Source organism: Stieleria marina (assembly GCA_007741555.1).
In the GTDB taxonomy this organism is placed as follows: domain Bacteria; phylum Planctomycetota; class Planctomycetia; order Pirellulales; family Pirellulaceae; genus K23-9.
In genome coordinates this window covers 2,679,764-2,704,068 of record CP036526.1, presented here as the reverse complement: position 1 = coordinate 2,704,068, position 24,305 = coordinate 2,679,764, and the positions used below count along the sequence as shown (strand labels likewise).

General features: G+C 55.8%; 19 protein-coding genes. 12 read left to right on the top strand and 7 right to left on the bottom strand.

What is annotated here, in order from left to right:
* Positions 1 to 99: 99 nt before the first annotated feature.
* The 3 genes from infB to K239x_RS09350 all read right to left on the bottom strand — a co-directional run bounded on the left by infB (position 100) and on the right by K239x_RS09350 (position 6,030).
* The gene (gene infB / locus K239x_RS09360) at positions 100 to 2,934 is read right to left on the bottom strand and encodes a translation initiation factor IF-2 (protein ID WP_145417563.1); all 2,835 of its coding nucleotides are present in this window, start codon (positions 2,932 to 2,934) and stop codon (positions 100 to 102) included.
* Between the two features lie 456 nt (positions 2,935 to 3,390).
* Positions 3,391 to 4,800, bottom strand: coding sequence for a transcription termination factor NusA (nusA, locus tag K239x_RS09355; protein ID WP_145417562.1), 1,410 nt, complete (start codon positions 4,798 to 4,800; stop codon positions 3,391 to 3,393).
* Positions 4,801 to 4,965: 165 nt separating this feature from the next.
* Complete coding sequence (locus K239x_RS09350; RefSeq protein ID WP_145417561.1) at positions 4,966 to 6,030, bottom strand: hypothetical protein; 1,065 nt, start codon at positions 6,028 to 6,030, stop codon at positions 4,966 to 4,968.
* 591 nt (positions 6,031 to 6,621) lie between these two features.
* On the opposite strand from K239x_RS09350, the gene K239x_RS09345 reads away from it, so the two are divergent.
* The 11 genes from K239x_RS09345 (at position 6,622) to K239x_RS09295 (ending at position 18,544) form a co-directional block, all read left to right on the top strand.
* The gene (locus tag K239x_RS09345) at positions 6,622 to 7,017 is read left to right on the top strand and encodes a type II secretion system protein GspG (protein ID WP_419189865.1); all 396 of its coding nucleotides are present in this window, start codon (positions 6,622 to 6,624) and stop codon (positions 7,015 to 7,017) included.
* Positions 7,018 to 7,193: 176 nt separating this feature from the next.
* Positions 7,194 to 7,673 carry a response regulator gene (locus tag K239x_RS09340; RefSeq protein ID WP_145417559.1) on the top strand — a complete coding sequence of 160 codons (480 nt, stop codon included), beginning with the start codon at positions 7,194 to 7,196 and terminating at the stop codon, positions 7,671 to 7,673.
* The gene (locus K239x_RS09335) at positions 7,666 to 9,300 is read left to right on the top strand and encodes a sensor histidine kinase (RefSeq protein ID WP_145417558.1); all 1,635 of its coding nucleotides are present in this window, start codon (positions 7,666 to 7,668) and stop codon (positions 9,298 to 9,300) included. The genes K239x_RS09340 and K239x_RS09335 overlap by 8 nt, the downstream gene beginning before the upstream one ends.
* A gap of 75 nt (positions 9,301 to 9,375) precedes the next feature.
* The gene (locus tag K239x_RS09330; protein WP_145417557.1) at positions 9,376 to 9,708 is read left to right on the top strand and encodes an STAS domain-containing protein; all 333 of its coding nucleotides are present in this window, start codon (positions 9,376 to 9,378) and stop codon (positions 9,706 to 9,708) included.
* 22 nt (positions 9,709 to 9,730) lie between these two features.
* Positions 9,731 to 11,551: a GspE/PulE family protein gene (locus K239x_RS09325; protein WP_145417556.1), complete on the top strand. Its 1,821-nt coding sequence runs from the start codon at positions 9,731 to 9,733 to the stop codon at positions 11,549 to 11,551.
* 58 nt (positions 11,552 to 11,609) lie between these two features.
* Positions 11,610 to 12,833, top strand: a complete 1,224-nt coding sequence (locus tag K239x_RS09320) for a type II secretion system F family protein (RefSeq protein WP_145417555.1) — start codon at positions 11,610 to 11,612, stop codon at positions 12,831 to 12,833.
* Positions 12,834 to 13,016: 183 nt separating this feature from the next.
* The gene (locus tag K239x_RS09315) at positions 13,017 to 14,174 is read left to right on the top strand and encodes a hypothetical protein (protein WP_145417554.1); all 1,158 of its coding nucleotides are present in this window, start codon (positions 13,017 to 13,019) and stop codon (positions 14,172 to 14,174) included.
* Positions 14,171 to 14,854 carry a hypothetical protein gene (locus K239x_RS09310; protein ID WP_145417553.1) on the top strand — a complete coding sequence of 228 codons (684 nt, stop codon included), beginning with the start codon at positions 14,171 to 14,173 and terminating at the stop codon, positions 14,852 to 14,854. Before K239x_RS09315 ends, K239x_RS09310 begins: the two co-directional genes overlap by 4 nt.
* Complete coding sequence (locus tag K239x_RS09305; RefSeq protein ID WP_145417552.1) at positions 14,851 to 15,519, top strand: hypothetical protein; 669 nt, start codon at positions 14,851 to 14,853, stop codon at positions 15,517 to 15,519. Before K239x_RS09310 ends, K239x_RS09305 begins: the two co-directional genes overlap by 4 nt.
* Complete coding sequence (locus K239x_RS09300; protein WP_145417551.1) at positions 15,509 to 15,997, top strand: hypothetical protein; 489 nt, start codon at positions 15,509 to 15,511, stop codon at positions 15,995 to 15,997. Before K239x_RS09305 ends, K239x_RS09300 begins: the two co-directional genes overlap by 11 nt.
* A 318-nt stretch (positions 15,998 to 16,315) precedes the next feature.
* A complete protein-coding gene (locus K239x_RS09295; RefSeq protein WP_419189864.1) occupies positions 16,316 to 18,544 on the top strand; it encodes a type II secretion system protein GspD in 2,229 nt (742 codons plus the stop codon).
* Here the strand turns inward: K239x_RS09295 and K239x_RS09290 are convergent.
* Positions 18,541 to 19,482: a nucleoside hydrolase gene (locus K239x_RS09290; protein ID WP_145417549.1), complete on the bottom strand. Its 942-nt coding sequence runs from the start codon at positions 19,480 to 19,482 to the stop codon at positions 18,541 to 18,543. The genes K239x_RS09295 and K239x_RS09290 overlap by 4 nt on opposite strands.
* A 99-nt stretch (positions 19,483 to 19,581) precedes the next feature.
* Here K239x_RS09290 and trpD point away from each other — a divergent pair, with 99 nt between their 5' ends.
* Positions 19,582 to 20,610: an anthranilate phosphoribosyltransferase gene (trpD, locus tag K239x_RS09285; RefSeq protein ID WP_419190068.1), complete on the top strand. Its 1,029-nt coding sequence runs from the start codon at positions 19,582 to 19,584 to the stop codon at positions 20,608 to 20,610.
* 128 nt (positions 20,611 to 20,738) lie between these two features.
* Here trpD and K239x_RS09280 read toward each other — a convergent pair whose 3' ends face one another.
* From K239x_RS09280 to K239x_RS09270, 3 genes are all read right to left on the bottom strand, one after another.
* Entirely contained in the window at positions 20,739 to 21,659 is a 921-nt protein-coding gene (locus tag K239x_RS09280) for a formylmethanofuran--tetrahydromethanopterin N-formyltransferase (protein ID WP_145417548.1), read from the bottom strand.
* A 3-nt stretch (positions 21,660 to 21,662) separates the two neighbouring features.
* The gene (locus K239x_RS09275) at positions 21,663 to 22,262 is read right to left on the bottom strand and encodes a 5-formyltetrahydrofolate cyclo-ligase (protein ID WP_145417547.1); all 600 of its coding nucleotides are present in this window, start codon (positions 22,260 to 22,262) and stop codon (positions 21,663 to 21,665) included.
* A gap of 105 nt (positions 22,263 to 22,367) precedes the next feature.
* Positions 22,368 to 23,867 carry a rhamnulokinase gene (locus K239x_RS09270; protein ID WP_145417546.1) on the bottom strand — a complete coding sequence of 500 codons (1,500 nt, stop codon included), beginning with the start codon at positions 23,865 to 23,867 and terminating at the stop codon, positions 22,368 to 22,370.
* Positions 23,868 to 24,305: the final 438 nt, after the last annotated feature.

Below are 24,305 nucleotides of genomic sequence, written 5' to 3'. Positions count from 1 at the left end.
AATACGACAGGTCAATGAACTGCATCGAGCATGCTGCGAACCGGCGTTTGGCCGACCGAGCATGCTAGGATCCAAGCGTCCTGCTTATCAAACGCGATGTTAATCAAGCGTACGGGCGACTTCTTCGATGCGATATGCTTCCAGAACATCATCTTGCTTGATGTCATTAAAGCCCTGCAATCGAATACCACACTCCATTCCTCGCGGTACTTCCTTGACGTCTTCTTTGATCCGCTTGAGCGAATCAAGTCCGTAGTCACCAATCGTTCGTCCGTCACGATTGACGCGAATTCGGCAACCACGCTGGATCGAACCCTGCACGACGTAGCAACCAGCAATGGTTCCGACGCGGCTGATTGAAAAGACCTGTTTGACAACGGCACGACCAAGTTCGACGACTTTCTCTTCTGGCTTGAGACGTCCTTCGACCATCGCCTTGATATCGTCAGTCAATTTGTAGATGACTTCATAACGCCGGACTTGGACGTTGCGTTCATCTGCCAACGAACGAGCTTGTTCGTCAGGAATCACATTGAACGCCAAAATGACTGCGTCGGACGCGGACGCCAAAGTAACGTCAGCCAATGTCACCCCGCCGACGCTGCGTTGAAGCACGCGAATTTCGACTTCAGGGTGATCAAACTTAGCAAGCTCTTTGTCGATCGCTTCCAACGAACCTTTCGCATCGGCACGAATGATCACGTTCAACTTGACTCGTTCGTGATCTTGACCAAGTTGGCCATTGAGCAACATGTCTTGGAAATTCTCGAAGGAAACCTTCGTCGTGATTCCCGACAAATTCTCGCGACTCGATTCGTACGATCGGGCTCCCGCAATCTCACGGGCCTGACCAATGTCACTGAGAACATGGAATCGATCGCCCGCGCCAGGTGCTGTGTCCAAACCGATCAGATTCACTGGCGTACTTGGCCCAGCCTCTTCGACTGGTTTTCCGGTCAGTGTATTGGTCATCGCTCGCACACGGCCGTGTGCCGGTCCACAAACCAAAATATCACCGACTCGCATCGTTCCGTTTTGGACGATCAGTTTAGCGACGACACCGCGATCACCTTGCTGCTCCGACTCCAAGCAAACGCCCAGAGCTTCACGATTTGGATTCGCCGTGTACTCGTTCAATTCAGCAACAGTCAGGAGCGTTTCAAGCAGCTCGTCCATTCCGATGCCTTTGGTGGCACTCGTCTGCACGACTTCTACTTCGCCGCCCCATTCACTTGGTGTCAGCTGGTGTTCCGTCAACTGCGTCATGACGCGGTTCGGATCGACGCCTTCGACATCAATCTTGTTCATCGCAACAACGATCGGAACATCGGCGGCCTTGGCGTGGCTGATCGCCTCTTCGGTCTGTGGCATGATGCCGTCGTCGGCCGCGATGACTAGCACCGCAATGTCAGTGACGTTGGCACCGCGAGCACGCATTTCGGTAAATGCTTCGTGACCGGGCGTATCAACAAAGGTGACCGAGCGGCCATCTTTTTCGACTTCGTAAGCGCGAATGTGCTGAGTAATTCCGCCAGCTTCTCCGCTAACTACATTGATGCCAATGAGGTAATCCAGAAGGCTGGTTTTTCCGTGATCGACGTGACCAAGGAAAGTAACGATTGGAGCTCGTGGAACTAGCGAATCAGGATCGTCTTCCTGATTCTCCAGTTCAGTGATCAGCTCGTCTTCGAGTGTTTCGGCTGCTTTCAGCTCGATCGTCAAATCCAGTTCTGCCGCAATCATTTCGGCAGTTTCAAGATCCAATTCCGAGTTGATGTTTACCATCATCTGCATGCCCATCAAGACCTTCAGAACACTCGCAACGGGGATCCCGGCGGCTTCTGAAAAACTACGGATTGTGCAAGGCAACTCCAGTACGACGGCGTCTTTTCGCGGTGCGGCGGTGTTGGTGCCTTTCCGCTTCAGCGTGCGACCACGACCGCGACCTGAATCACGTCCGCCGTAGCCAGAGCGATCCATGCGAGAGTTCTGGCGGCGATTTCCGCGTGAACGTTCCGCACGCACACTGGCCATTCCGCCAATGCCTTTCTTCTTCTGTGGCTTCTCTTCTTCTTCAGTGCCACGCTTCTTTTCGCCGGTGAACCCACTCAGACCACCGCGTTTGACGCGTTTGCTTTCGCTGTCTTCTTTAGCCAACTGCTCCAACGGTGCAGCCATGCCTTGCTTGTGACCCGCGATCGCATCTTTACTCAGCTTGACGTCGGGCTTTTGTGCCTTCGGCTCGTTGGCACCTTTCGCCGCGACTGGCTCTTTGGCTTCGCCCAGCTGAGCCATTTTGATTTTGACTCTTGGCTCGCGTTTCTTTGGCTTCGAATCGTCCGCGTCTTTTTTGCCGCCGGCTGACGGGGATCGATCCAGCGAACGAATTCGTCCGCCGCTTCCACCTTCACTACGAATGGGTGCGACGGGATCATTGGGGCGAATGGGAGCATGCGCGCCCATTTTACTTGCCAAACCACCACCGGAACTTCTTCGCGGAGGAGGAGGAAGCTTGACTTCGGGAGCCTGCGCCTTGGCGACGGGCTCCTTCGGTGCGGGAGGCTTCTCTGCGACCGGAGGCAGGGGCGCCGGGCTACGAACCACCGGAGCTTCGCTCTTGGCAGCAGCTGGACGTGAACTCTGACTGGCGCCGGCTTTGCGGGGCCCCGTCGATCGTCCAATCGAGATGGGTTTTGGCTTCGAACGCTCAGGCTGGACAGATTCGCGCACAGCGACAGGTGCTGTCGATGCGGCTACCGGTTCGGCAGGCTGACTAGAGGATGCGAGATGATCGCGAACTCGTTGGGCTTCTTCGTCGGACAAGCTGGCTAACGCCGAACCTTTTCCGGTGATGCCGACTTTCTTAACGAGATCAACGAGATCCTTGCTATCGAGTTTCAGTTCTTTTGCGAGCGCGTAAATGCGTGCGGGCACGGGGTAAAAATCCTGTCAATTTCAAATGGAACCCGTGGTACTGCTTGCGTATCCACGTCTGGTTCGCTGGCCTGGTTTCGATCACATAAAAAGTTTCCTCCGTCGATTTCGACTGGCTCTGGCAGAACCGACCGAATCGGGGGTCGTTTTTGACGTATAGTTTTTGTCCAAACGGACAGTCGCTTTGGTACCTATCGAATGCTTGTTGAGCCGCACTCAAAAACAATCTGAATGGGGCGAAACCGTTGTCTGCACTCTGTCCTTCGATTCCAAAGGGCCTTTTGGCCACCCATCTTAGCAGGTCAGCTGTGCTGACGAAGCGTTGATCTGGGGGCCTCCAGAATCCGACTGGGGCTACAGGATAGCGAACAACTGGTGTTTCGCAGAGGTCGTACACCGGAGATTCCTGCCGATTCTACGAAAGAACCGTTTAAAACCTCCAGTTTCGGGTGCCCGTTAGCTCTTCGCAGCAGCGTCATCAGCACTGCCCTCTGCGGTCGCGGCCGGGCTTGCGCCATCGTCGCTGGCCGGCGCGTCGCCACTATCGGCTTGCGTAGGTTCGATTTCCGCTACTGCGGGCTCGCCGGCCGATTCGGCAACTGCATCAGCCGCCTCGGATTCGGGGGCAGCTTCAGGAGCCTGGGCAGCTTTCGCTTCGGCTGCTTCTTTCTCCAATTTCTCTCGCTCACGTCGCGTGCGTCGCTCTTCTGCGGCAACTTCCTCCGCTTCTTCGGCACGCTGCTCGGCAATTTCGACGATCTGGTCAATCACTTCCATGGACAAACCGCTCATTTCCATGAACGCGTCTGGTTCGATCACCGACAAATCGTCGTAGGACAAATAGCCCTGCTCGACCAGCGACTGCGAAATTTCTTCGGTCATTCCGGGCAACTGACTGAATCCACCAACCGCCCGTTCGATCTGCTCTTCTAATTCGCCGCCAGTCATGATCTCGATGTCCCAACCGCAAAGCTTGCTGGCCAAGCGGACGTTCTGGCCTCGACGTCCGATCGCGAGCGACAGCTGATCTTCTTGGACCAACACGATCGCGCGACCAATCATGTCGCACAGCAACACCTGTTCGACTTCGGCCGGCTGCAGTGCATTGGGAATCAAAACTTCCGGATCTTCGCTGAACCGAACCACGTCGATGTGCTCGCCAGCCAGTTCTTCGCGAACGGCTTTGATGCGGCTACCGCGATATCCCACGCAAACAGCGATCGGATCGACTTGACTGTCTTCGCTGCTGACGGCCACCTTGCTGCGGTAGCCAGGCTCGCGACTGATCGAGTTGATGGCGATCACGCCTTCGGTCAGCTCGGGGATTTCCTGTTCAAACAAACGCTGAACCAATTGCGGCCGAGTACGGCTAAGCACCACACGAATGCGGTTACCTGTCGCGCGAACTTCAAACACAACCGAACGAACACGTTCGCCCGCGTGAAGCGACTCGCCAGGAATCTGTTCGCTACGTGGCAGAATGGCTTCGACGTTGCCGAGGTTGACCGTTGCGACTCCACCATCGGCACGGCCGATAATGCCTGCGACGATCTCGCCAATCTGTTCGCGATACTCGATCATCAACGAGTCGCGTTCGGCTTCCTTTACCTTTTGAATAATGACTTGCTTGGCGGTCTGAGCACCAATTCGCCCAATCTGATCATCCCCGAGCGGCTCGCCTTCGAGCGTCGCGGTGATCCGACCGTTTTCACGATCCAGCTGAACAGTGATGTCCGCTTCTTCGCCATACTGACGTTTCGCAGCGGTCTGCAGAGCAGCTTCGATTGCCGAGAATACCAGCTCCGTGTCTATATTCTTTTCGCGGTGAAGCGAATCGACGTAGCGAAGAATGTCTTGCGGATTCATGGCGTTTCCCCGGTCGTGCGTATCCGGCGGTGTTTTTCGGTCGTGTATTGGCGAGCATGAATCATTCGAAACACGCAAAAATCGCCGCATCCCTCCGGTCCATTTACGAAAACCGCCCGAACCTTGGGGGCCCGGGCAAGCGCTTGAACCAGTAGGTCCTCAACTCTATCGGTAAGGCCAGTGGGTGTCAACCAAGACTGACGGCCGAATGGGGGTGACGCTGACGGCCTCGAAAACGCCTTCAGTAGGAATCGACAGTTTCACTCGCAGTTCGCCAAAGTCCGGCTTCCCGAGATTGTTTCTCCAATCACTGGTAATCGCCGTCCCCCGTTGCCGAGATCCTTTGTACCGACCGTGAATTCCTCGACGATGTGTCAAGGCCTGGCGGTTGTAAGTCGTTGATCGCAGACCCGTCGCGGGATAGATCGCTGACGACCAGCCGAACAGTGGCCGAAGCTGCTGACGCAGAGGTAGCTTGAAGTGAGCCACGCCTGTTTCGTCAAAGACGACATTCTCCGACCAAGTCAGTGGGCGAGTATCGGCGTCAATGTAGTTGTGAAAATCGCCCGTCGGTACGCGGGGCGTGAGCTGAAACTCGGCTTGCCCGCGAACTTCGATGGCTCGGTCCTGTCGATCGCGAACCACCAATTCAGCTCGCCATCCATCCGGATCAGCGTCTGAATCGAAGTTTGCCAAATGGGCACTCAGTTGCACATAAGCCGGACGACTTGCGGCACGCTGGGTGAGTGACCGCCGCGTGCCATTGCCTTGAACATGGCTTGCCTGCGTAACCGATCCAGAGAACGCTGCTGCAGAATGCGTCGGCGTAATCACATGGGTCGTTCCGTTTAATTCGATCGTCATGGTCGCATGAGAGACCAACGGCCCAGGAACATCCGCTGCAGGCTTGCCATGCCCATTCGCATCTTGCTCAACGAAGTCTGGCTCGGCTGATTCCTTCACACTCGATTCCGCTCGCTCGCCTACTGCCACTGGCTGCGCAATTTGCTCGGCCGCTTTGGATCGACTGCTCAGCAAGATCAAGATCGCGGCGAACAACAGAATGAAAATAGGCCTCCAATGAGACGACGACTCTGACGCCGCGGCACCGCGGCTATCCGCGTTTGTTTCGTCGGCGGTCAGAGCGGTCGGTGAATGGCTGCCGGATGGGCAATTGGATTCGCAGCTAGATGGACAACTGCATGAATTGGTGTGATCGGTGTCTTTCAACGATGTACCTCAAGGAGAGATGGCTCGAATCGAATGAGTCTGACGTGCACGCCAACGCAAACATCAAGCCGAAACCACGCGACTTAAACGAGCGATCGGCTCAACCGAACGGTCCGCTGGGCCTGAAAACCGGCCCCTCAGCACAGAAAACCCTTGTCTGCGAAGCAGAAACATCTAAAGCCTCCTTTTCGCAAACACAACGTCAGCCGATTAGAGGAGCTGGTACTAAACCCCCACAAGTGAGAATCAAACGCAACGTCTGTTTCAAAAAGACAACACGCAATTTGCGTTTGTGCTGTAGCGGTTGACCGGGTCGCAGCAATGCGCGACCAAAAATCATCTGCACAAAAGGTACGTGACATCCCGTTTAGTCCGCTGCCAGTACGTTTTGTCGCGTAGGTTTCATTGCCTCCGATTCGGATCGTATTTCGCAAATGCGAAACCACATTCGAACGGAATCGCAGGCCCCGCGTCGACCACATCCTTGTCGTGACGCATCACGAACCAAACGTCGTCCCCACCTCAAGCAAAACTAATCCAAGGGCAAGACCGATGCAGCGCCGTCTAAGAAAAGGTTTCTCACTGATCGAAATGGTTATTGTCATTTTGATCTTGGGCATCATCGCAGCCGTGGCTGCTCCTCGAATGTTTGACACCGCTACGACCGCGGAGGAAAACACGACGCGGCAGCAGCTTCAAGTCCTACGCAACGCGATCGAAATGTATCGTGCTCGCGACGGCGCGTACCCATTGGCAAACCAACTACCGACCGCCATGTCGACGATGCTCAACGGGCCTTTCCCGGCACCTAGCATCGGGTCACATCGCGGCGACGCGGAAGTCTACTACGATCCCGACACTGATTCGTCGACAGAAGCTGCCCCCTCCGCGTCTTCCAGTGGCGGATGGGCTTACAAGCCAGCCAATGGCAGCCTGAAACTTAACGTCACCGCCACTGATGGCGACGGCCGATTCATCAACTGGTAATCGATTCGCTTGGCAACTTGATTGCCAAGACAGACAGTTCACTGCCGATGCGTTGATCGCCCGGCAGCCGACCTAGACTCTCGTTAGCGAGCCTCTCGGCCTGACTGAAACATGTTGGTGGCGCCTCGCCACAATCGAACAAGCTTTTCAATACCGTAACTTTCAAGGCGAACTTCATGTCACAAACGAAAACTGTTTTGATCGTCGAGGACGATCCTGTTTTCCGTCGCGTGCTGAGCTTCTCGATCGCCAAGAAAGGTATGATCGTCGAAACAGCCAACCACGGCGGTTCGGGGTTCGATCGATTGATGAACGGCGGAATCGATTTCCTGGTGACCGATTTGCAAATGCCACTTTGCTCGGGCATCGAATTGCTAGAGCGATTGCAGGCCGTTAAAGGCTACCAGTGCCCGAGCACCGTTCTATGCACTGCCAAAGGCCTGGAACTGGACCGCAATGATTTGATCGAGCGATTCAATCTTCTCGCCTTGATGCACAAGCCGTTTAGCCCACGCAAACTGACCGAAGTGATCATAAATCACTTTGAAGAAGTCGCCGGCGTCGTTGACAAAGACCAAGAGGCGACCGAGATGATCACCCCAACCTTTGCCATGAATCCAATCGCTCTGCAAGCGGACGTGGGTCACCATGGATAACATGTTGCCGGCAAACGCCCCCACCCTGCCGGCAGCCGCATCTTTCCCGACGGCAATCTCAGCCAGCGGTGATATTCTTGACGGCATTGAGCAGAACTACGCTGCAAAAGACACTGAGTCATCAGAACAATCGATGAACTCAAACGAGTCGGCTGCGACGCGAAAGCTATCCAGCAAGGCCCCGTTGCAACGCAAACGAACGATGTCGATCACGACTCGAGTTGGCCTTCAATTTTTCTTGACAGCCGTTTGCGTCATGGTGTGCGCATTCGCTGCAAGTGCGTTTCCAGATTCACGATCATTTCAAGCATTCATGTGGCTGACATCGGTCGCCACGTGCGCGTTGATTGGGATGACGACCATGCGGACGACGCGAACGCTGCAAACAATCGAATCAGAACTAAATCAAGCCGCCGGCGAACCCGAAGCTTGGAAATCGGTTCGCCCCATCATCGGCAGCGCCCCCATCACTCACAGCTGGAACGAACTGCTTCAGTGTGTCGGCCAATCGCAAATTCCAATTGCAACCGACCGCAACCCAGCCGAACTGAATCACGAAGTCGTCACGCTGGCTCGCGCAATGCGCGGACTACCAGTTGCCTGGGTCATCACGGATCGTGATGGCCGAATCCGATTCATCAGCCCTGCGGCATGTGGATTACTGGCGTTGGATGAAGCCAACGAACACGCAGGAAAGGACTTGCTACAGCGACTCGGCTTGCGCGACGATACCGACGAAAGCGTGCGCGAAATTCGCCAGCGGCTATTGAGCGATCTGCGAATGGTTCGCGAACGACACACCTTGAAGACTGAGTCGCTCACCTTGCAATTACGAATTCGCAGATCGGTCCTGGAAGGCCGAAGCGGTGACGGCCAGGGTCTGGCTTGGATCCTGACCGACGTTACGCAGCAGGACTTGGCCAGCCGATCTCGCGACCAGTTCTTGATGACCGCGACTCACGAACTCCGAACTCCTCTGGGCAACCTCCAGGCGTATGCCGAAGCATTGCAACTGGAAGAAGACCTGGAAGTCGAACAACAAAAAGAATTCTGCAACGTCATTGTTTCCGAAGCCAACCGACTGGGTCGACTCGTTGACCAACTGCTAACGGTCGGGCAAATGGAAGCCGGTTCGATGGTGGCGGTACGCAACGAATTAGAGATGCTGCCGATGGTGCAGTACTCATGGGACCAAATGACGGCGACGGCGGAAAAGAAATCGCAGAGCTTACTGACTGACTTCGCCGCCAAACTTCCTACCGTCTTTGGCGATCGCGAAAAACTGCAAGCGGCCTTGGTCAACCTGGTCGGCAACGCAGTAAAGTACACCCCCGACGGTGGCGAAATCATCGTACGGTGCGGACACGACGACGAATGGATTCGCGTTTCGGTCCAAGACAACGGTCCGGGCATTCCGGCGGATGAACAATCCAAAGTGTTCGACAAATTCTATCGCGGGTCCAACACCGTTGACCTGGATGAACGCGGCAACGGACTCGGACTCGCGTTTACTCGCGAAGTCGCACGCATGCACGGAGGCGATATCGATTTAGAAAGTACGATCGGCGAAGGGTCGACATTTACGATGAGGTTGCCGGTGGGCGGTCAGTCGAGGTCAGGCATTTAGAGACAACCGTCTTTTGCAATGAGAACAACGAGCTGAAAAACGCCATCCAACCAACACGCCGCACAGGGGAAAGTCATGCCGATCGTCAAACGCCAAGGTTCAGTCACCGTCCTTCGACCTGACGGCCCATTGCGCGAAGAAAATCTCGAAATCATCGACGAAGACGTTTCTCCGTATCTCAATGGCGGAGTGCCGTACGTCGTCATCGATTTGACAGACGCACCGCTGATCGATGGTGCCGGACTGGAATGGATTCTGGATCTGGACGAAACCTGTTGCCGGCGCGGCGGATGCGTTCGCCTGTGCAACGTCGGCGAACTCTGCCAAGACCTTTTGCGAATCACTGCCGTGGGCGCCAGCGTTCAGCAGTTTCCGGATTTAACCGCCGCCTTAGGCAGCTTCGCCTAAACCTGGCCTCACGGAGAATCCAATGAATCAGTTCCTGCAAATCGACACCGACGACCAGACGATCCCAAAGATCGTGATGCCTGTCCACGAAGTGTCCGTCGATGATCAAACAACGCAACTAGGTCAACGGCTGGTCGAAGCCGGATTGATCCGCGTCGAACAACTCGAAACGGCACTGGCACACCAGGCCGCCGAGGAAGATCGACTGCGCAGTCTCGAGCGTCAAAGTGGTGACGGTCGTCGCAAGGTTCAGAACATCAAACGCCTGGGCGAAGTCGTCGCCGAACTGGGGCTCGTGGATGAATCCGACCTACTCCCGCTTTTGGGCGAACAACTTGGCGTCGATGGCGTCCGTCTCCGCGAAGGATTGATCGACCCCAACGCTGTCCAACTGGTGCCGCGAGAATATGCCGAACGGTTCCGCATTTTGCCGTTGATGCGAGTGCGCGGCGAGTTAACCGTCGCAATGGCGGATCCGCAAGACCTTGCCGCAATCGACACTTTGGCTCGCGTAAGTGGGTGCCGGATTCGCCCCGTCTTCACGCTGGCGACGGGCATCGATCGTTTGCTCCCGCGTTGTTACGAAGAAGACTTTTCGGTCGATTCGGTTACCGCCGACCTTGATGTCGAACAGTTAGAACTGGATGCCGACGCGATCGACTTGGACCTGCACGGCACCCAGCAGTTGGCCGAAGGCAGTCCGGTCATCAACTTGGTCAACTACGCAATTATTCAGGCCGTGCGTCAGGGCGCGAGCGATATCCATATCGAAGCGGGGCAAAAAAACACGTCCGTCCGCTTTCGAATCGACGGATCACTTCGCGAGGTGATGAAACCGCGAAAAGATATGCACCCCGCAATCGTTTCGCGAATCAAGGTGATGGCAAAGCTAGACATTGCCGAACACCGCCAACCTCAAGACGGCCGGCTTCATGTCCGCATCGCGCGCCGCGATGTCGACTTGCGGGTAAGCACGCTCCCAACAGTCCTTGGCGAAAAAGTGGTGATGCGAGTACTCGATCGCGAGAACGTCACCTTTGACTTGAACCGACTAGGAATGCCAAACGATTCGCTTACCACGATGCGACGCATGCTTTCGCGTCCACACGGCCTGGTGCTGGTTACTGGCCCGACCGGCAGCGGAAAAACAACGACTTTGTACTCAGCCATCGAACTGATCAAAGGTGTTGAACGAAACATGATCACGGTCGAAGACCCTGTCGAATACCAGCTCGAACTGATCAATCAAGTCCAAGTGCAAAACGACAGCGGCGTCACATTCGCACAAGCTTTGCGAAGTATTTTGCGGCAAGACCCTGACGTGATCATGGTTGGCGAGATCCGCGACCGCGAAACCGCCGAAACAGCCATCCAAGCAGCACTTACCGGGCACTTGGTCCTGAGCACACTACACACAAACGATAGCGCGTCGGCAATCACTCGACTGCTGGACATGGGCATCGAACGGTTCAAAATTGCAGCGTCACTGGTCGGTGTTGTGGCACAGCGATTGATGCGAAACCTTTGCGAAAACTGCCGCGAATCTTACTACCCCTCATCCAAGTTGCTCGAAGAACTGCACTACCAAGGCGACCCTCGTCACACCTTTGCTCGCAGTCGCGGTTGCTCGCAATGCTACGAATCAGGCTACCGAGGACGCAGCGGTGTTTACGAACTCTTCGAATGTACGGCGCAGATTCGCTCGCTAATCAATAGCGATTCCAATTTGGACCAACTCCGTGCCGCCCACGTCGGCCCCACGCTGCTGAGCGAAGGACTGCGACTAGCGGAGTCACGTGCCACCAGCTTGGAAGAAGTCGGTCGCGTTGCATTGTCGGAATAGACACCGCGCAACCTGTTCTTTGTTTCCAAACCACCATACCCGCTAACTCGCCGCATTCATGAATTCCGCGTTTCAGTCAACCGCCAGTCCCCCGCTTCATGCAACATCGCCGTTGCTTGGCGGGATGCCTGCGCAAGGCTATCAGCAGGATTCCGAATCCCAAGACGACCGACACCAATTCGCTAAAAACGCTTCGCGCGGCGCGGTATCTCGCACGAACGATCGATTTCGACGATCGCCCATCATCCCTGTCTCGCCATCTCGAGTGCTCCTGGTACTAAACCAGCTAGCGGTCATGACGCAAAACGGGATCGAACTTGCCGACGCACTGGCAAACGTCGCGCGGCACTGCAACGACGAACGTCTGACCCGTTCGTTGGTAAGAATCCACGAAGCCGTTAGCGGCGGAAATACGTTTTCGGCGGCCGTCGCAACATGCGGGGATTACTTCCCGCCCACACTTTCGCCGATGTTGGCCGCAGCCGAAGCGACCGGCGAAGTCCCTGAAACCCTGGGCAAAGTTTGCGAGCGAATGCGTGGCGAATTGGACATGCGCGGCACACTGGTGGGAGCGATGATTTATCCTGCGATTCTGATCGCTGCCTCAACAATCGTGCTCAGTGCACTGGTGCTTGGTGTGCTACCGCAATTCAGCAAAGTCTTTGGTTCGATGGGACGCCCCATCCCCGCCAGCACGCAAATACTGCTTTCCTTTGGCGATCTCTGCCGAGCCAATTGGTACTGGGTTGTCCCATCGATCACCGCCGCCATGCTGGGTCTATTTTCGATTCGCCATCAACCGATCGTTCGCCAGCCAATTGGCAAACTGTTGATGTACGGACCGTTCATCCGCGATGCCTACCGCCTATTGACCGCGGGTCGCAATTTCCGAACCATTGCCGCGATGGTTCGTGGCGGCGTGCCCTTGATGCAATCCATTCAGCTGGCGAGGCATGCGACACGCGACGCGTACTGGCAAAAACTGCTGCTCCAGATCGAAGACAACTTGATCGATGGGCTCAAGGCCAGCAGTGCCCTCACGAACGTCGACTTTCTCCCGCCCGAAGCCGCGCAGATGATGGCAACGGGCGAACGCACCGGCCGCGTCGGTGAAGTGCTTGAAGACATCGGATCGTTTTATGAACAAGAAGGCGGGCGAAAACTGAAACGTCTAGTCGTCGCGTTTGAACCGTTCATCATCCTGTGCATGGGAGTGGTCGTCGCCGGCATCGTCATGTCCATCATGCTGCCGCTCCTGGATGTCTCCACGATTTCGCGTTAGGCAAAAGCCGAATCGAAATCGTTGCGGCCAGGCCGTTTACGACGATTACACCGGACAGCTTAGGCAACGAACACCCTGCGGCAGCTTTCGGGCAACTTGCGATTTGATCCGCCCTCCTGCGTAACCTAAATCAAACCGCACCATTCTCCTGACACCAAATTTTCAGTCGATCACCGCAAAGCAATGTCTTCAGCCAACTCATCATCCGCGATCACCAAACGGCTTGACCGATTGCGATCCGCGCTGAGCCAGGCTCCCGCCAGTTTTGTGGGCATCGACATCGGTGTTCGTCAAATCACCGTCACGTCGATCGGCACCGGCAACGAAAAAGCTCGGCGAAAGTCCGATCGCAAATCGGCGTTGAAATGGCAATCGATCGTACGGATTCCTTTGCCAGTCGATCCCATTTCGACACCATCGCGGCAGTGGATCCAGCAGACGATTGACACGCTTGTGCAAAAGCTTCCCCGGACGGTCGATGGCCAGCGCATCGTGACATCACTGTCGCTTCCCACCACGTGGATGCACTACCAAGTCACCACGGCCAACAATCTAGAAAACTGCCAGTCGCAGTGTGACGAACTTTTCCAAAATTCGATTTTCAACAGCAACGCGCATCTGGCTCATTGGCCGATGAAACTCGCTGACGCCGAAACCGAACCCACCACGCCGGTTGACAATCAGCCGCCTACGCAAGACGCACTTCAGGTCGTCGCGTCGACGTCCAATAGCGCTGCCATCAAAATCGCGCAAACGATCAATTCACTTGGCTACCAAGTTCACAGCCTTCTCCCACACGGGGCCGCGCTCGTTCATTCTGCTCACGCTCTGACGTCGATCGCCCCTCAGAGCGTCGCCATGTTGAACTTCGACGGCGGATTGGTGGCAATGAATCGCCAGGCTGACGATCGTTCCGCGGAGTGCGGCCTGTGCCGATCCCTACCCGCACTCCCCCACGAAACGCTCCAACAATTGCAAGACAGCGAGCCATCGAACGGACTGTCACTCAACGACATCTATCCTTGGCTTTCGGATATCGCAGCCGAAATCGTTGCCACGACTCAGTACTCGCAGCGAGGCAGCACGACCGTCAACCATCCAGAAATCCTGTTGGTATGTGGCGACATTGCCACGATCTCGGGCGTGGATTCAGCGTTGGCCAAACTGACAAATCTGCCGGTCGCCGTGTGGAGATACTGCGGACGTTCGCGGCCGTACCAGGGAACGAAAACGCACGCGATAGGTTCCGACGGAACCTGTGCGATGTCACTGTCGCTGGCACATCAGGCAGCGATGTCTACACAAGCAAGCGAAGCGAACGCAGCGGAGGCTTCGTCATGACACAAGAATTCAGCACACGGCCGATGCCCCGTTCGCAATCGAAAAAACAGGACACGCCAGACGGGCCGACGACTCATTGTTGGCAATCCTATCAGCTGCTGCCAAAGCTCTACATTCAGCGTGAGAAAGCTAAATCGGTGATCCAATGCTGGGCAGCGATCAACCTTGCGCTGCTTTGCATCCTGTCCGGACTTGCAACGCTGTTTTTGACGCAAGGTCGCAAGCTTCAAACTCAGAACTCCAACGTCATCTCCCTCAGTGCGCCGGTCAATCAACTGAAATCCGAAGTGTCACGGATGACGCACGAAACCAAAACCGGACGCCAGTGGATTGCCGCCGTTGAATCTGCCAAACCCGACGACAGCGTATTGCAGACGCTGTTGGCCATCGCCGAAATGTCCAGCCCTCTGCAAGCTGACATCACGATCGAAACGGTCGAAGTCAAGCTGCCGCTGGAGCATTTGCAGAACGCCGACCAACCAGCTTGGGCCAAAGCCAAGTTGCGAATCGTCGCGTCCACGCCAATGCCCATGAACGAACAAGCCATCGAACTTTGGGCAGACCAGCTTCAACAATCCGAACGCATCCGCACCGCGGAACTTCACGATGTTGACCGCGCATCGGACACGATTTCCCTTGAAATACGGGGCGAACCGGAATCCACCAAGGTGGTGCCATGAACGAAAAAACAATTCCAGAGCGCGTCGAAGACTCCGCAACGGCATCGACTCGGCTGAGCAACTATTTTTCGCAAAGCGTTGTCGGCTGTCACGTGATGTCTGCGTGCGTCGCGGCATGCCTAGCCATCGCCACAGCGTGGGTGTGGCAGAACAGCTATTGGTTTGCCGGCGACAAGCTGCATTCCCAAGAGCAGATTCACGACGCGATCGAACTGATTTCGCAATCCGCTGAGATTCGCCAGCAGCACGCTGCCGCAAAACTTGAAACCGCAGCCCGTTCCGATGATGCCGCAGAAATTCGGCACTGGCTGCCACTGTCCGTCGACTGGGACAAGCAAAAACGATTTCTGGTTCAACTGGCTCAGCAAACGGACGTTGAACTCGTGGATGTGGAAAAGAAACAGGTGCACGTGGGCATGCGAGTCGGAACCGTCACATCGACTTGCCAGATCAATGGCACGTTTGATCAGATTTGCCAGTTTTTGAGCCAGCTGCCGCGGGCGTCGACACCAATTTGGTGTGATGGAGTTAAACTGAAGCGGTCCAGAGAAAAAGCTAATCAGCCCAACCGTTGCCAAGCGACGCTATCCCTGCGATCCCCTTTCACCGGCCAAAAAACGATCGCCGAAAAAATCATCTCGCTGGAGCTCCCCAATGCAACGTGATCCAGCATCAAGTGCGCCGAAAAGCCAGAAGCAGATCGTCATCGCGATTCTACTTTCGATCGGATTAGCGGTCGCACTCGCCACCCAACCTGACCAATCGAAATCCGATTCGTCACAGCCACCCGCCAACACCGAACCGCTCGCGATTACCTCCATAGCGTTGCAGTCGGCCGAAAGCGCCGATTCGGTTGCCAACGACAGCAGCCTTTTTGTCGTCAAAGACCTGCCCCGACGATCGATCCAGATCGCAAAGCAGCACGACCTTTTTTCTGCCACATCGAGACGTCGTCGATTACTTCAGCCCGAACTGCCAATCGAAGACGTTCAGGTGCAAGCGATTTACGGTAACCATCAGTCGCCGCAACACGCGGCACTGAACGGAACTGAAATTCTGCGGACCGGGCAGCGTCTATCGGACGGACGGACGGTGAGTAATGTGTCGACTCAGGGCGTCACCATCACGTCGGCCCCTCACTAGCAACGCATTGCAGTTGCTATCACTCTCTTTGCGATCGGGAATTTCTCAATTCCTGTCGAATTCGTTCGCACTGACGAACTTCGCTAGCCGATGTTCACCCTAAGCGACTGTAATGATTGTGTGGAACAACCGGATTGTTCTTGATTGGATTGACCCGCGATCCAACCCCAAGATGATCACCGCGACAAGCGCGTTCCGCTCGATCGACCGCCCAAAATGGCGGCATCGTCGAACCGATTAGGCAGACAACACAAGCAGCCTGCGCGACGATTTTGGTCTTCGCAGTCGCCGCTGAGGAAGTCCCGCGACCCAAAGTCTATGCGTTACCGATTCCGACAATCGAATTCCGCGACGCCGCCTCTGCGGCGATGGCTCTGCGCGATTGCTGCCCTGACGCTAGCGTCGGTTGCCAGCGCAGTGGATTCCCAAACGCTGACGCCCGCCGACACGTCCAAAATTCACCTGATTCGGCCCAAGCCCATTCGATTGGTCACCGGTAATGTAGAACCGGCTGGACACATCCAGTATGCCCGACCGGCGAACAATGAACTACTGATTCGTCGCTCAGCGTACTTAGTTTTTCCCGAGCAAATCTTGGTCGAAAAACACCTTGCCAACACGCTGGTTCCGCCACCGCTTGGCCGCAACCCCGGTGTGGTCCAACACGCACTCAATGTGTTGTCGACCACCAAGCTTCAAGCCGGTTCGATTCGCACCGTTGAACACTGCGACGCATTCGTCCGCGGCGGACACTCGTCACCCGAAGTTGCACTGCGTCCGGCTCCTGTTCGTCGATCCACGTTCAACCCCAAATTCAATGACAATGGAAACTCCCGCGCACTGACGATCCAGATTTCGGATCAATCTTTCGACCACCAAAGCAAAAGCAGCCGTATTCGACAGGTCCAGGGCACGCTTCAGCCCCCGGTCACTCAAGACGCATTGGTCCGCGAAGAAGCGGAACACTTCTTGCGTCAAGAACCAGCGTTGGTTCCGAACCAAGTCACTCGTGACAGCATTGACTTCGACGACCCCACCGCGGCCGAGAACCTAAATGAAGTCGCAGCCGAAAACTTCGATGAAGTCGTCGTGCCGGTTCAGATAACGCCGGTTGCCAACGACATCACCGTCAACCGAACCGACGGATTGGTCACCCTGATCGCGACGGGCGCGGACCTGCCTGGCGTACTGCGTTTGATTGCGGACCATCACCAACTGAACTTAGTGCTTGGACCCGACATTGCTGGTCCCGTTACGGTCAGCATCCGCGGAGCCCGATTGGACGAAGTGTTGGATGCGATTTTGGGCGTTGCCGGTTTTGCATGGCACCAAGTCGGCAACATGCTTTACGTGACTGGATCCGAATCCGCGAACATGAATCCACGAGTGCAAGGTCGGACGGTCCAGGTCTATCCGCTCAACTATGTTGCGGCGCAAGAGGTCGAAGCGGTTGCCAATCGATTGCTCTCGCCAGTGGGCAATGCGTTTATCAGCGAATCAGCGTTGGATGACCAACGCCGAACTCGCGAAATTTTGGTCGTTGAAGACACGCGGGACGCCCACGCGCGGATCGCTCAGTACATTGCACAAATCGATATCGCGCCCAAACAGGTTCTTGTCGAAGCCCATGTGCTGCAAGTCGCACTGGACAGTTCGGATCGACACGGCATCAATCTGCGTTCGCTGGCCCGCTTGGACGGATCTCGCATCTCTCTGGAAGGAAGCGGATTTGCGGACGAGAATCTCACCGGCCCGTCGCTCGCTCTTCGCTTTGAAGGCACCGACATGGACGGGCTGATTGAATTGATCCAAGAGAACACCAATTCGCGAACCCTGGCGTCGCCCAAACTCTCGGTGGTCAATCACCAGGAAGCCCGCATTCAGATCGGCCAACGCTTGCCTTATTCGGTTGCGACGACGACTCAGACGTCCACGATTCAGACCGTCGAGTTTCTGGATGTTGGAATTGTGCTGACCGTGCAGCCGATCATCACCGACGACGGCAATGTGCTGATGACTGTGCTGCCTAAAGTTTCCGGCGGACGGATCACCGAAAGTGGATTTCCCGAAGAAGACACAACGGAACTATCGACGACGATCCTGATGCCCGATGGCGGCGGGATTGTTATCGGCGGACTGATTCGCGAAGAAACCGGAGACATCGAAGCAAAAGTCCCCGGCCTTAGCCGAATGCCGGTCGTCGGTTCGCTGTTCAAGCGTCGCAGCAACGAGCACCGACGCAACGAATTGGTCATCGCTTTGGTCACCCACGTCTTGCCGGATATCTATTCGGTACGCTCTCAGGAAATGTGCGAACTCGAACAGACGCTTCCTCCGTATGCCAAACAAGATCTGCGACATCCGGGTATGCAAACGCACTCGCCCAGACAATCGGTGATGCACGCCGGCCCGGCTCCCAGAGCGGAGGCGCTGACGCGGCAATCAACTTCTAGCAACGCGCGAACCCAGCCCGCTTCGCTGCGTAGCTCGCAAACTCGCGCCTATCAAACCGGTAGTTCACAAACTCGCATTCGAACGCGACGCTAGCTCTGCTGGCCTGCGTAACGCAGTGATCGAATCAGCATTGCTTTGGCGTCCCCATCGGCGACATCCACCGCCACTTCCATATTGACCGCCCATTCGGGTCTCAACCGTCGATCAAAAACGGTTGCACCGCGGGTCAATTCGCCGGACGTTTCGACTCGGCCTGCCATCATTTCCCAACTGAAAAGATCCGGCTCCAAAACCGCCAACAGCGCCACAGCGTCCTGCAACGGAATCAGTTCGCGACCGAGATGTTGATGCGCGGCTCGAAACGCAAACGGCAACAACCGATGCAGCAAGTCGCCTGCACGCGTGTGCTTTGGCGGAAGTTGCTCCAACAGATCAACCCCGAAAGTCAGTTTTTCCACGACGTCCAGCGGCACAAGACTCTTTGTCGTCGCTGACGCGAACACTTCCATGGCCGCGATGGGGTCAAAGAACATGTTTGATTCTGCGACCGGCGATGCATTGCCAGGATGCTGCAAAGCACCACCACTGATCACGACTTTGTCGATCATCGGCACGACTGCTGCGTGATGCTGGCACAGACGTGCAAGATTGGTAAGCGGCCCCAAACACAAGAGCGTTACTTGGTCAGGATGATTGCGAAGCAGCTCCGAAATCACTTTTTCGCTGGGCAATGAATGCTGACGAATGGAACCGTTGATTCCGCAGCCACCCAGGCCGTCGTCCCCGTTAAGATGAAGGTCGCTCGAAACCGGTGCGTCCTCCAAAACGGTCGCCTTGCCGATCCGCGGATGCTTCGGTGGGTCCAATTGATCGACGATGGCATTTACATTGGACGTTGCCTGGTCTGCGGGGATCGTCCCAGCCGTCCCGGTGATTGCCAACACTTCCAAACGCGGATCGAATAACGCCATGCAAATCGCAATCGCGTCGTCAATTCCGGGGTCACAGTCGATGATGATCTTTCTAGCCATCGCCAGATTGTAATTTCCCGGACCGTTGCCGACGACCCCGCATTTGAACGTCTGCCGCAAAACGCAATCTCGTCTTCGCTGCTATCCCTGAAGCTCCCAATTCCTCCAGATCCAACCATGCCCATGTCTTCATTCCAAACGGCCATCGACCAAGCAAAGCAGGGCAAGGATTTAGGCATTCAACAGACGAGTGACTTGATCGACGCCATGCTCAGCGGGCTCGCCAGCGACGATGAGATCGGCCATTTGCTCTTGGCGCTCAAAGAGAAAGGTGAGGCCGTTGACGAATTGGTCGGTGCAGCCCAAGCGATGCGGCGCCATATGACTCGCATTTCGCATTCGCACGACGTATTACTTGACACCTGCGGAACCGGCGGCAGCGAAAGTCGGACGTTCAACATCAGTACAGCCATCGCGATTGTTGCAGCAGCTTGCGGGATCGCAGTCGCCAAGCACGGCAATCGAAAAGCGACCAGCTTGACGGGTTCGGCCGACGTCCTGGAAGAGCTTGGGGTTCCGATCGAATCGGACGCCGATAGTGTTGCAAAGTCGTTGGATCAGATTGGCATCTGCTTTTGCTTTGCCGTCAAACTGCACCCGGCGATGAAACACGTCGTCGGCGTACGCCGAAAACTCGGGGTCAAAACACTGTTCAACCTGCTCGGCCCACTTTGCAATCCGGCCGGCGCCACGCATCAACTTCTGGGCACATCGTCGACCGACGCGCAAAACAAAGTCGCTGCGGCGATTGCCAAGCTAAACACGCAGCGAGCCTTTGTCGTTCACGGAGCCGATGGGCAAGACGAAGTTTCACTGGATGGATCAACAACCGCGATCGATGTCATCAGCGGAAAACAGACGACGCACGTGTGGACACCCGCTGACTTTGGGTTGCTGCCGGTTGGCCGCGAAGCCTTGACGGCCGAGAACCCGGCCCAGAGTGCTTCGATTATCCGGCGAATCTTTGATGGCGAACCAGGCCCTTGCCGCGACACGGTGGTCGCGGGCACTGCCGCCGCTCTCTTGCTGGTTGAAAAAGCATCGTCACTCTCCGACGCTGCCACGCTGGCCACCGATGCCATCGACAGTGGAGCCGCCAAAGCAAAGCTGGCGGAACTGGCAAAGTAGGTTCGCCCAAGAAGCAACCCTGACGTCGACCGTCTCTGATCGTGATACGTCAACCTGAAGACACGCCATCAACACGGCGATCTATCCACCTGCCTGCGCCGCTTGACCAGCTCAGCTATATCAGCCAGCTATATCAATTCGTGCAAATGAATGAATGTCTTACCCAGGCGGCCGTTGTAATTTCCAGCACTGATTTTCATCAGACCATCCACGGGAGCCGCCGCCGCGATCGCTGCTTTCGTCCCCGCCTTGAGCGCTTCCAAATCTCGCCCGTTAATAATGATCTCCATGATGCTGGCCACACCGTCGGGGACCTTTGAATCTTCGCCCAGTTTGTCTTTCAGTGTTGGACAATACTCGGCGTACGTCGCGGCAATCAGCCCTTCGTAACTGCTACCTGCCTTGGAACCACTCGAAGCCACACCGCCGGGGAATGTCGTAATCACATCAGCAACCGCTTCGGCAGCCGCGGCGGCCTTTTCGGCAGCGTCCAATGCCACCTCTTGATTGGGTCCAAAGAACCAAAGATTGCCCCCCATCACTCCGTCACGAAAACCAAACCGTCGTGAGAGAAAAAATTCGCCGCCCAGAATCGGAATGACCCAAACTTTCTGACCATGGCGTTGATCGCGAAACTGATGTCGATCGCCGAACATCGCTACTTTACGCCCCAGCTTGAAATAGTCTTCGGTATCCAAGCGATTGAAGCAGCTGGTCGTCGGGCACGTCAAAACGTTTTGACTGATCCGGGCCAACATGACCTGTTCCAAATGTTCGCGACGGTCCTTGCGAAAACGCGGCACATGGAATTGCACCACAGCGCCGATTCGGCCGTCAGGCGTCGCCCCCGCGGCAGCTTGTTCCGCGCTGATCCACTGAGACACACCCGCCTCGCAATCACACAGGATCGTGCTCGAAGCGTGACCGGTCACGGCATGCACGCAGTGATCCAGCCACTTTCTGTCGCGCGCCGTAATCAGGACTTCGCCATAGATACTGCGGAACCCTTCCGCGTAAGTGTCTTCGACCAACTCGTTTAAGTTCGGCATCAATTAGTTCCTACCAAGACCTTCGTACACGTTGGTCTCTGTAACGACTTTGTCCATGTAAATGTCATGGTCCTGCATAGGAATTTCGTCGAACATTTGACACTCAAATGCCAACGCGATCAGAGGTGTTTCCGCTCGCGCGTTTTCCAAACACTTGTCGTAGTAGCCTTTTCCGTGACCGGTTCGCCCGCCTTTGGCATCGAACCCAACACCTGGCACCAAAATCAGGTCCAGCTGTTTGACATCAACGCGTTTGGCGGCGACGTCGCGAAGATCAGCGTGGGGCTCCAAAATCTTGTACATGCCGACTTCAAGTTCGTCCATGGACTCAAGATGAAACAATTCCAATTCGCCATCGACGCAATAAGGCACAACAATCTTTTTGCCGCTGGCAACCGCGTCGGGCAATGCGTGTCGAGTCCGCGCTTCGTCGCGAACGTCGACGTACCACATGATCCAGTCTGCTGCTGCATATTCATCCTGCGACATGACGCGATCAGTAATCAGTTTGCTGACGGCGTCTTTGTCCGCTTGAGCCTTTCGAGCGGCGTGCGCCGCGGTGCGAATTTCGTTCTTTCGCTCGTTTAGTTGGTCAGTCGACATAGTGTTGTTTACAAAGAGAAGGAAAGTTGTGTCCGCAAAAACGAAGCGGTACGCCGTCGTCTGGGCAGAACATAATTGTCGTCACATGCCTCGCAAGCCAAAACGTTAGGCTTGCGACGAAAGGGCATCGAATCGAACGGCAGGTTCATCCCAACCGGCAGCGTTCTGCGGCTGATAAGTCACGGCGTCAAAACTGTCGCGTATCAGTTTGCGTGCTTCGGCGATCGACTGAAGCCGGCCAGTACCGATCATCTGAACGGCGATGTTTCCGATCGCCGTCGCTTCGACGGGCCCGGCGACGACCGTTCGTCCACAGGCGTCCGCGGTCATCTGGCACAAGAATGCATTGAGCGAACCACCGCCGACGATGTGAATCGTTTCGATGCGGTTTTCGACAAGCGATTCCAACATGCCCAAGCAGGATCGATAACGCAGCGCCAATCCTTCCAACGCCGCTCGAAACAAAGTGCCATTGCCTTCCGGCTCCGCCTGACCGGTTCGTTTTGCATAGTCAACAATCGCATCGATCATGTCGTGCGGAGCGACAAATTCGCCGGCGTCGGGATCTAGCAACAATGCAAATGGTTTGGCCTGTTTGGCTTGCGTAACCATGTCGTCCCAGGACACATCTTCGCCGCGGCGCTGTAGCGATTTGCGTATCTGCTGAAAGACCCACAGGCCGCCGATATTTTTTAACAATCGCGTGCTGCCCTGAACTCCACCTTCGTTTGTAAAATTGAGTTCCGCGCAGAGGGCGTTGATCTTTGGCTGCGCGACTTCCACGCCCATCAGTGACCAGGTTCCGCTACTGATGTAACACCACGTTGGTTTGTCGGGAGCAAAATCGTCCGTGGGCACCGATACGATCGCGGATGCCGTGTCGTGTGTCGCAGGGACAATCACAGGCACGTTGTCCAGTCCCGTCATAGCAACGACCGATGGCTGGACATTGCCAAGATTGGTTCCCGGCTGGGTTACCGGCGAAAACAGCTTGGTGGGAATCGCAAACTTCGTTAGCAGATCTTCTCGCCACTGCTTGGTGCGTGGGTCAAGCATCTGACTGGTCGAAGCCATCGTTGCTTCGATGCTTTTCTTACCGCTCAGCAGCCAGTGAAAAAAATCTCCCATCATCAAAAACGATTCAGCAATGCCCAGGGTTGCGTCATTGCATTTGACGGCCGTATGCAGCTGAAAAAGGGAATTGATTTCCATAAATTGCAGACCCGTCGCCGCAAAGATCTCGTCGCGCGGAACAATTGCAAAGCCGCTTTCGAGCGAACCTTGATTTCGCGGGTCACGGTAACAGCGAACAGGTCCAGCCAGCTGCTCGGAAGCATCGAGCAGCACGTAGTCGACGCCCCAAGTATCAACGCCAACGGATTCGATTTTGTCGTATTGATCGGCTGCCACACGAAGCCCTTTGACGATATCACGCCAAAGCCCATGGACGTTCCAGTGCAAAGAATCCTGGATCCAGACAGGCTCATTTTCGAACCGGTGGCACTCGTTCAGCCACAATCGGCCTTCATCCAAACCTGCCGCAATGACTCGACCACTGGATGCCCCCAGGTCAACCGCTAGATGAACACTCTGTGATGAATTCATGACCCAAACGTCGAATCTTGGAGGAAAATGGAAATTGGCACCTGCGGCGAGGGCACGACAAACTAGCCGCCCAAAATGAGAGTTGGAAGCCGCCCGGCATTCGCTAGCCTCCAAACCGTAACGAGTTCAGCCAGAAATTTCCTGGCCTCGGGACTGATCGCCCAGATTGCCCGATTCGCCTGATCGGACCACCACCCAAAGCTGTCAAATCCAGCCCACCCACCCCCGGGGGGTGTCTCGAATTCGCGGCTTCCCAAGTCGCCAAAAAACCTAAACCGCATCCGCTCAACACTTTAGCGCGGTTGGGCGCGGACCGGCGAATGAAAACATCATTTCTGCGGTTGACCGACCGGCCGTAGCGCGTAATCTAAGGTGGTCGGTGAGACGAATTGCACTGCGGGGAAACGGCGACTTTCTGAATGCCGAGTCTGTCCCAAG

Coding starts and splice junctions, on each gene's coding strand:
- K239x_RS09275 (WP_145417547.1), bottom strand. CDS start 22,262: ATGTCGACTGACCAACTAAACGAGCGAAAGAACGAAATTCGCACCGCG.
- K239x_RS09310 (WP_145417553.1), top strand. CDS start 14,171: ATGACACAAGAATTCAGCACACGGCCGATGCCCCGTTCGCAATCGAAA.
- K239x_RS09330 (WP_145417557.1), top strand. CDS start 9,376: ATGCCGATCGTCAAACGCCAAGGTTCAGTCACCGTCCTTCGACCTGAC.
- K239x_RS09315 (WP_145417554.1), top strand. CDS start 13,017: ATGTCTTCAGCCAACTCATCATCCGCGATCACCAAACGGCTTGACCGA.
- K239x_RS09270 (WP_145417546.1), bottom strand. CDS start 23,867: ATGAATTCATCACAGAGTGTTCATCTAGCGGTTGACCTGGGGGCATCC.
- K239x_RS09335 (WP_145417558.1), top strand. CDS start 7,666: ATGGATAACATGTTGCCGGCAAACGCCCCCACCCTGCCGGCAGCCGCA.
- K239x_RS09305 (WP_145417552.1), top strand. CDS start 14,851: ATGAACGAAAAAACAATTCCAGAGCGCGTCGAAGACTCCGCAACGGCA.
- K239x_RS09295 (WP_419189864.1), top strand. CDS start 16,316: ATGCGTTACCGATTCCGACAATCGAATTCCGCGACGCCGCCTCTGCGG.
- K239x_RS09320 (WP_145417555.1), top strand. CDS start 11,610: ATGAATTCCGCGTTTCAGTCAACCGCCAGTCCCCCGCTTCATGCAACA.
- K239x_RS09340 (WP_145417559.1), top strand. CDS start 7,194: ATGTCACAAACGAAAACTGTTTTGATCGTCGAGGACGATCCTGTTTTC.
- K239x_RS09325 (WP_145417556.1), top strand. CDS start 9,731: ATGAATCAGTTCCTGCAAATCGACACCGACGACCAGACGATCCCAAAG.
- K239x_RS09345 (WP_419189865.1), top strand. CDS start 6,622: ATGGTTATTGTCATTTTGATCTTGGGCATCATCGCAGCCGTGGCTGCT.
- nusA (WP_145417562.1), bottom strand. CDS start 4,800: ATGAATCCGCAAGACATTCTTCGCTACGTCGATTCGCTTCACCGCGAA.
- K239x_RS09280 (WP_145417548.1), bottom strand. CDS start 21,659: ATGCCGAACTTAAACGAGTTGGTCGAAGACACTTACGCGGAAGGGTTC.
- K239x_RS09300 (WP_145417551.1), top strand. CDS start 15,509: ATGCAACGTGATCCAGCATCAAGTGCGCCGAAAAGCCAGAAGCAGATC.
- K239x_RS09290 (WP_145417549.1), bottom strand. CDS start 19,482: ATGGCTAGAAAGATCATCATCGACTGTGACCCCGGAATTGACGACGCG.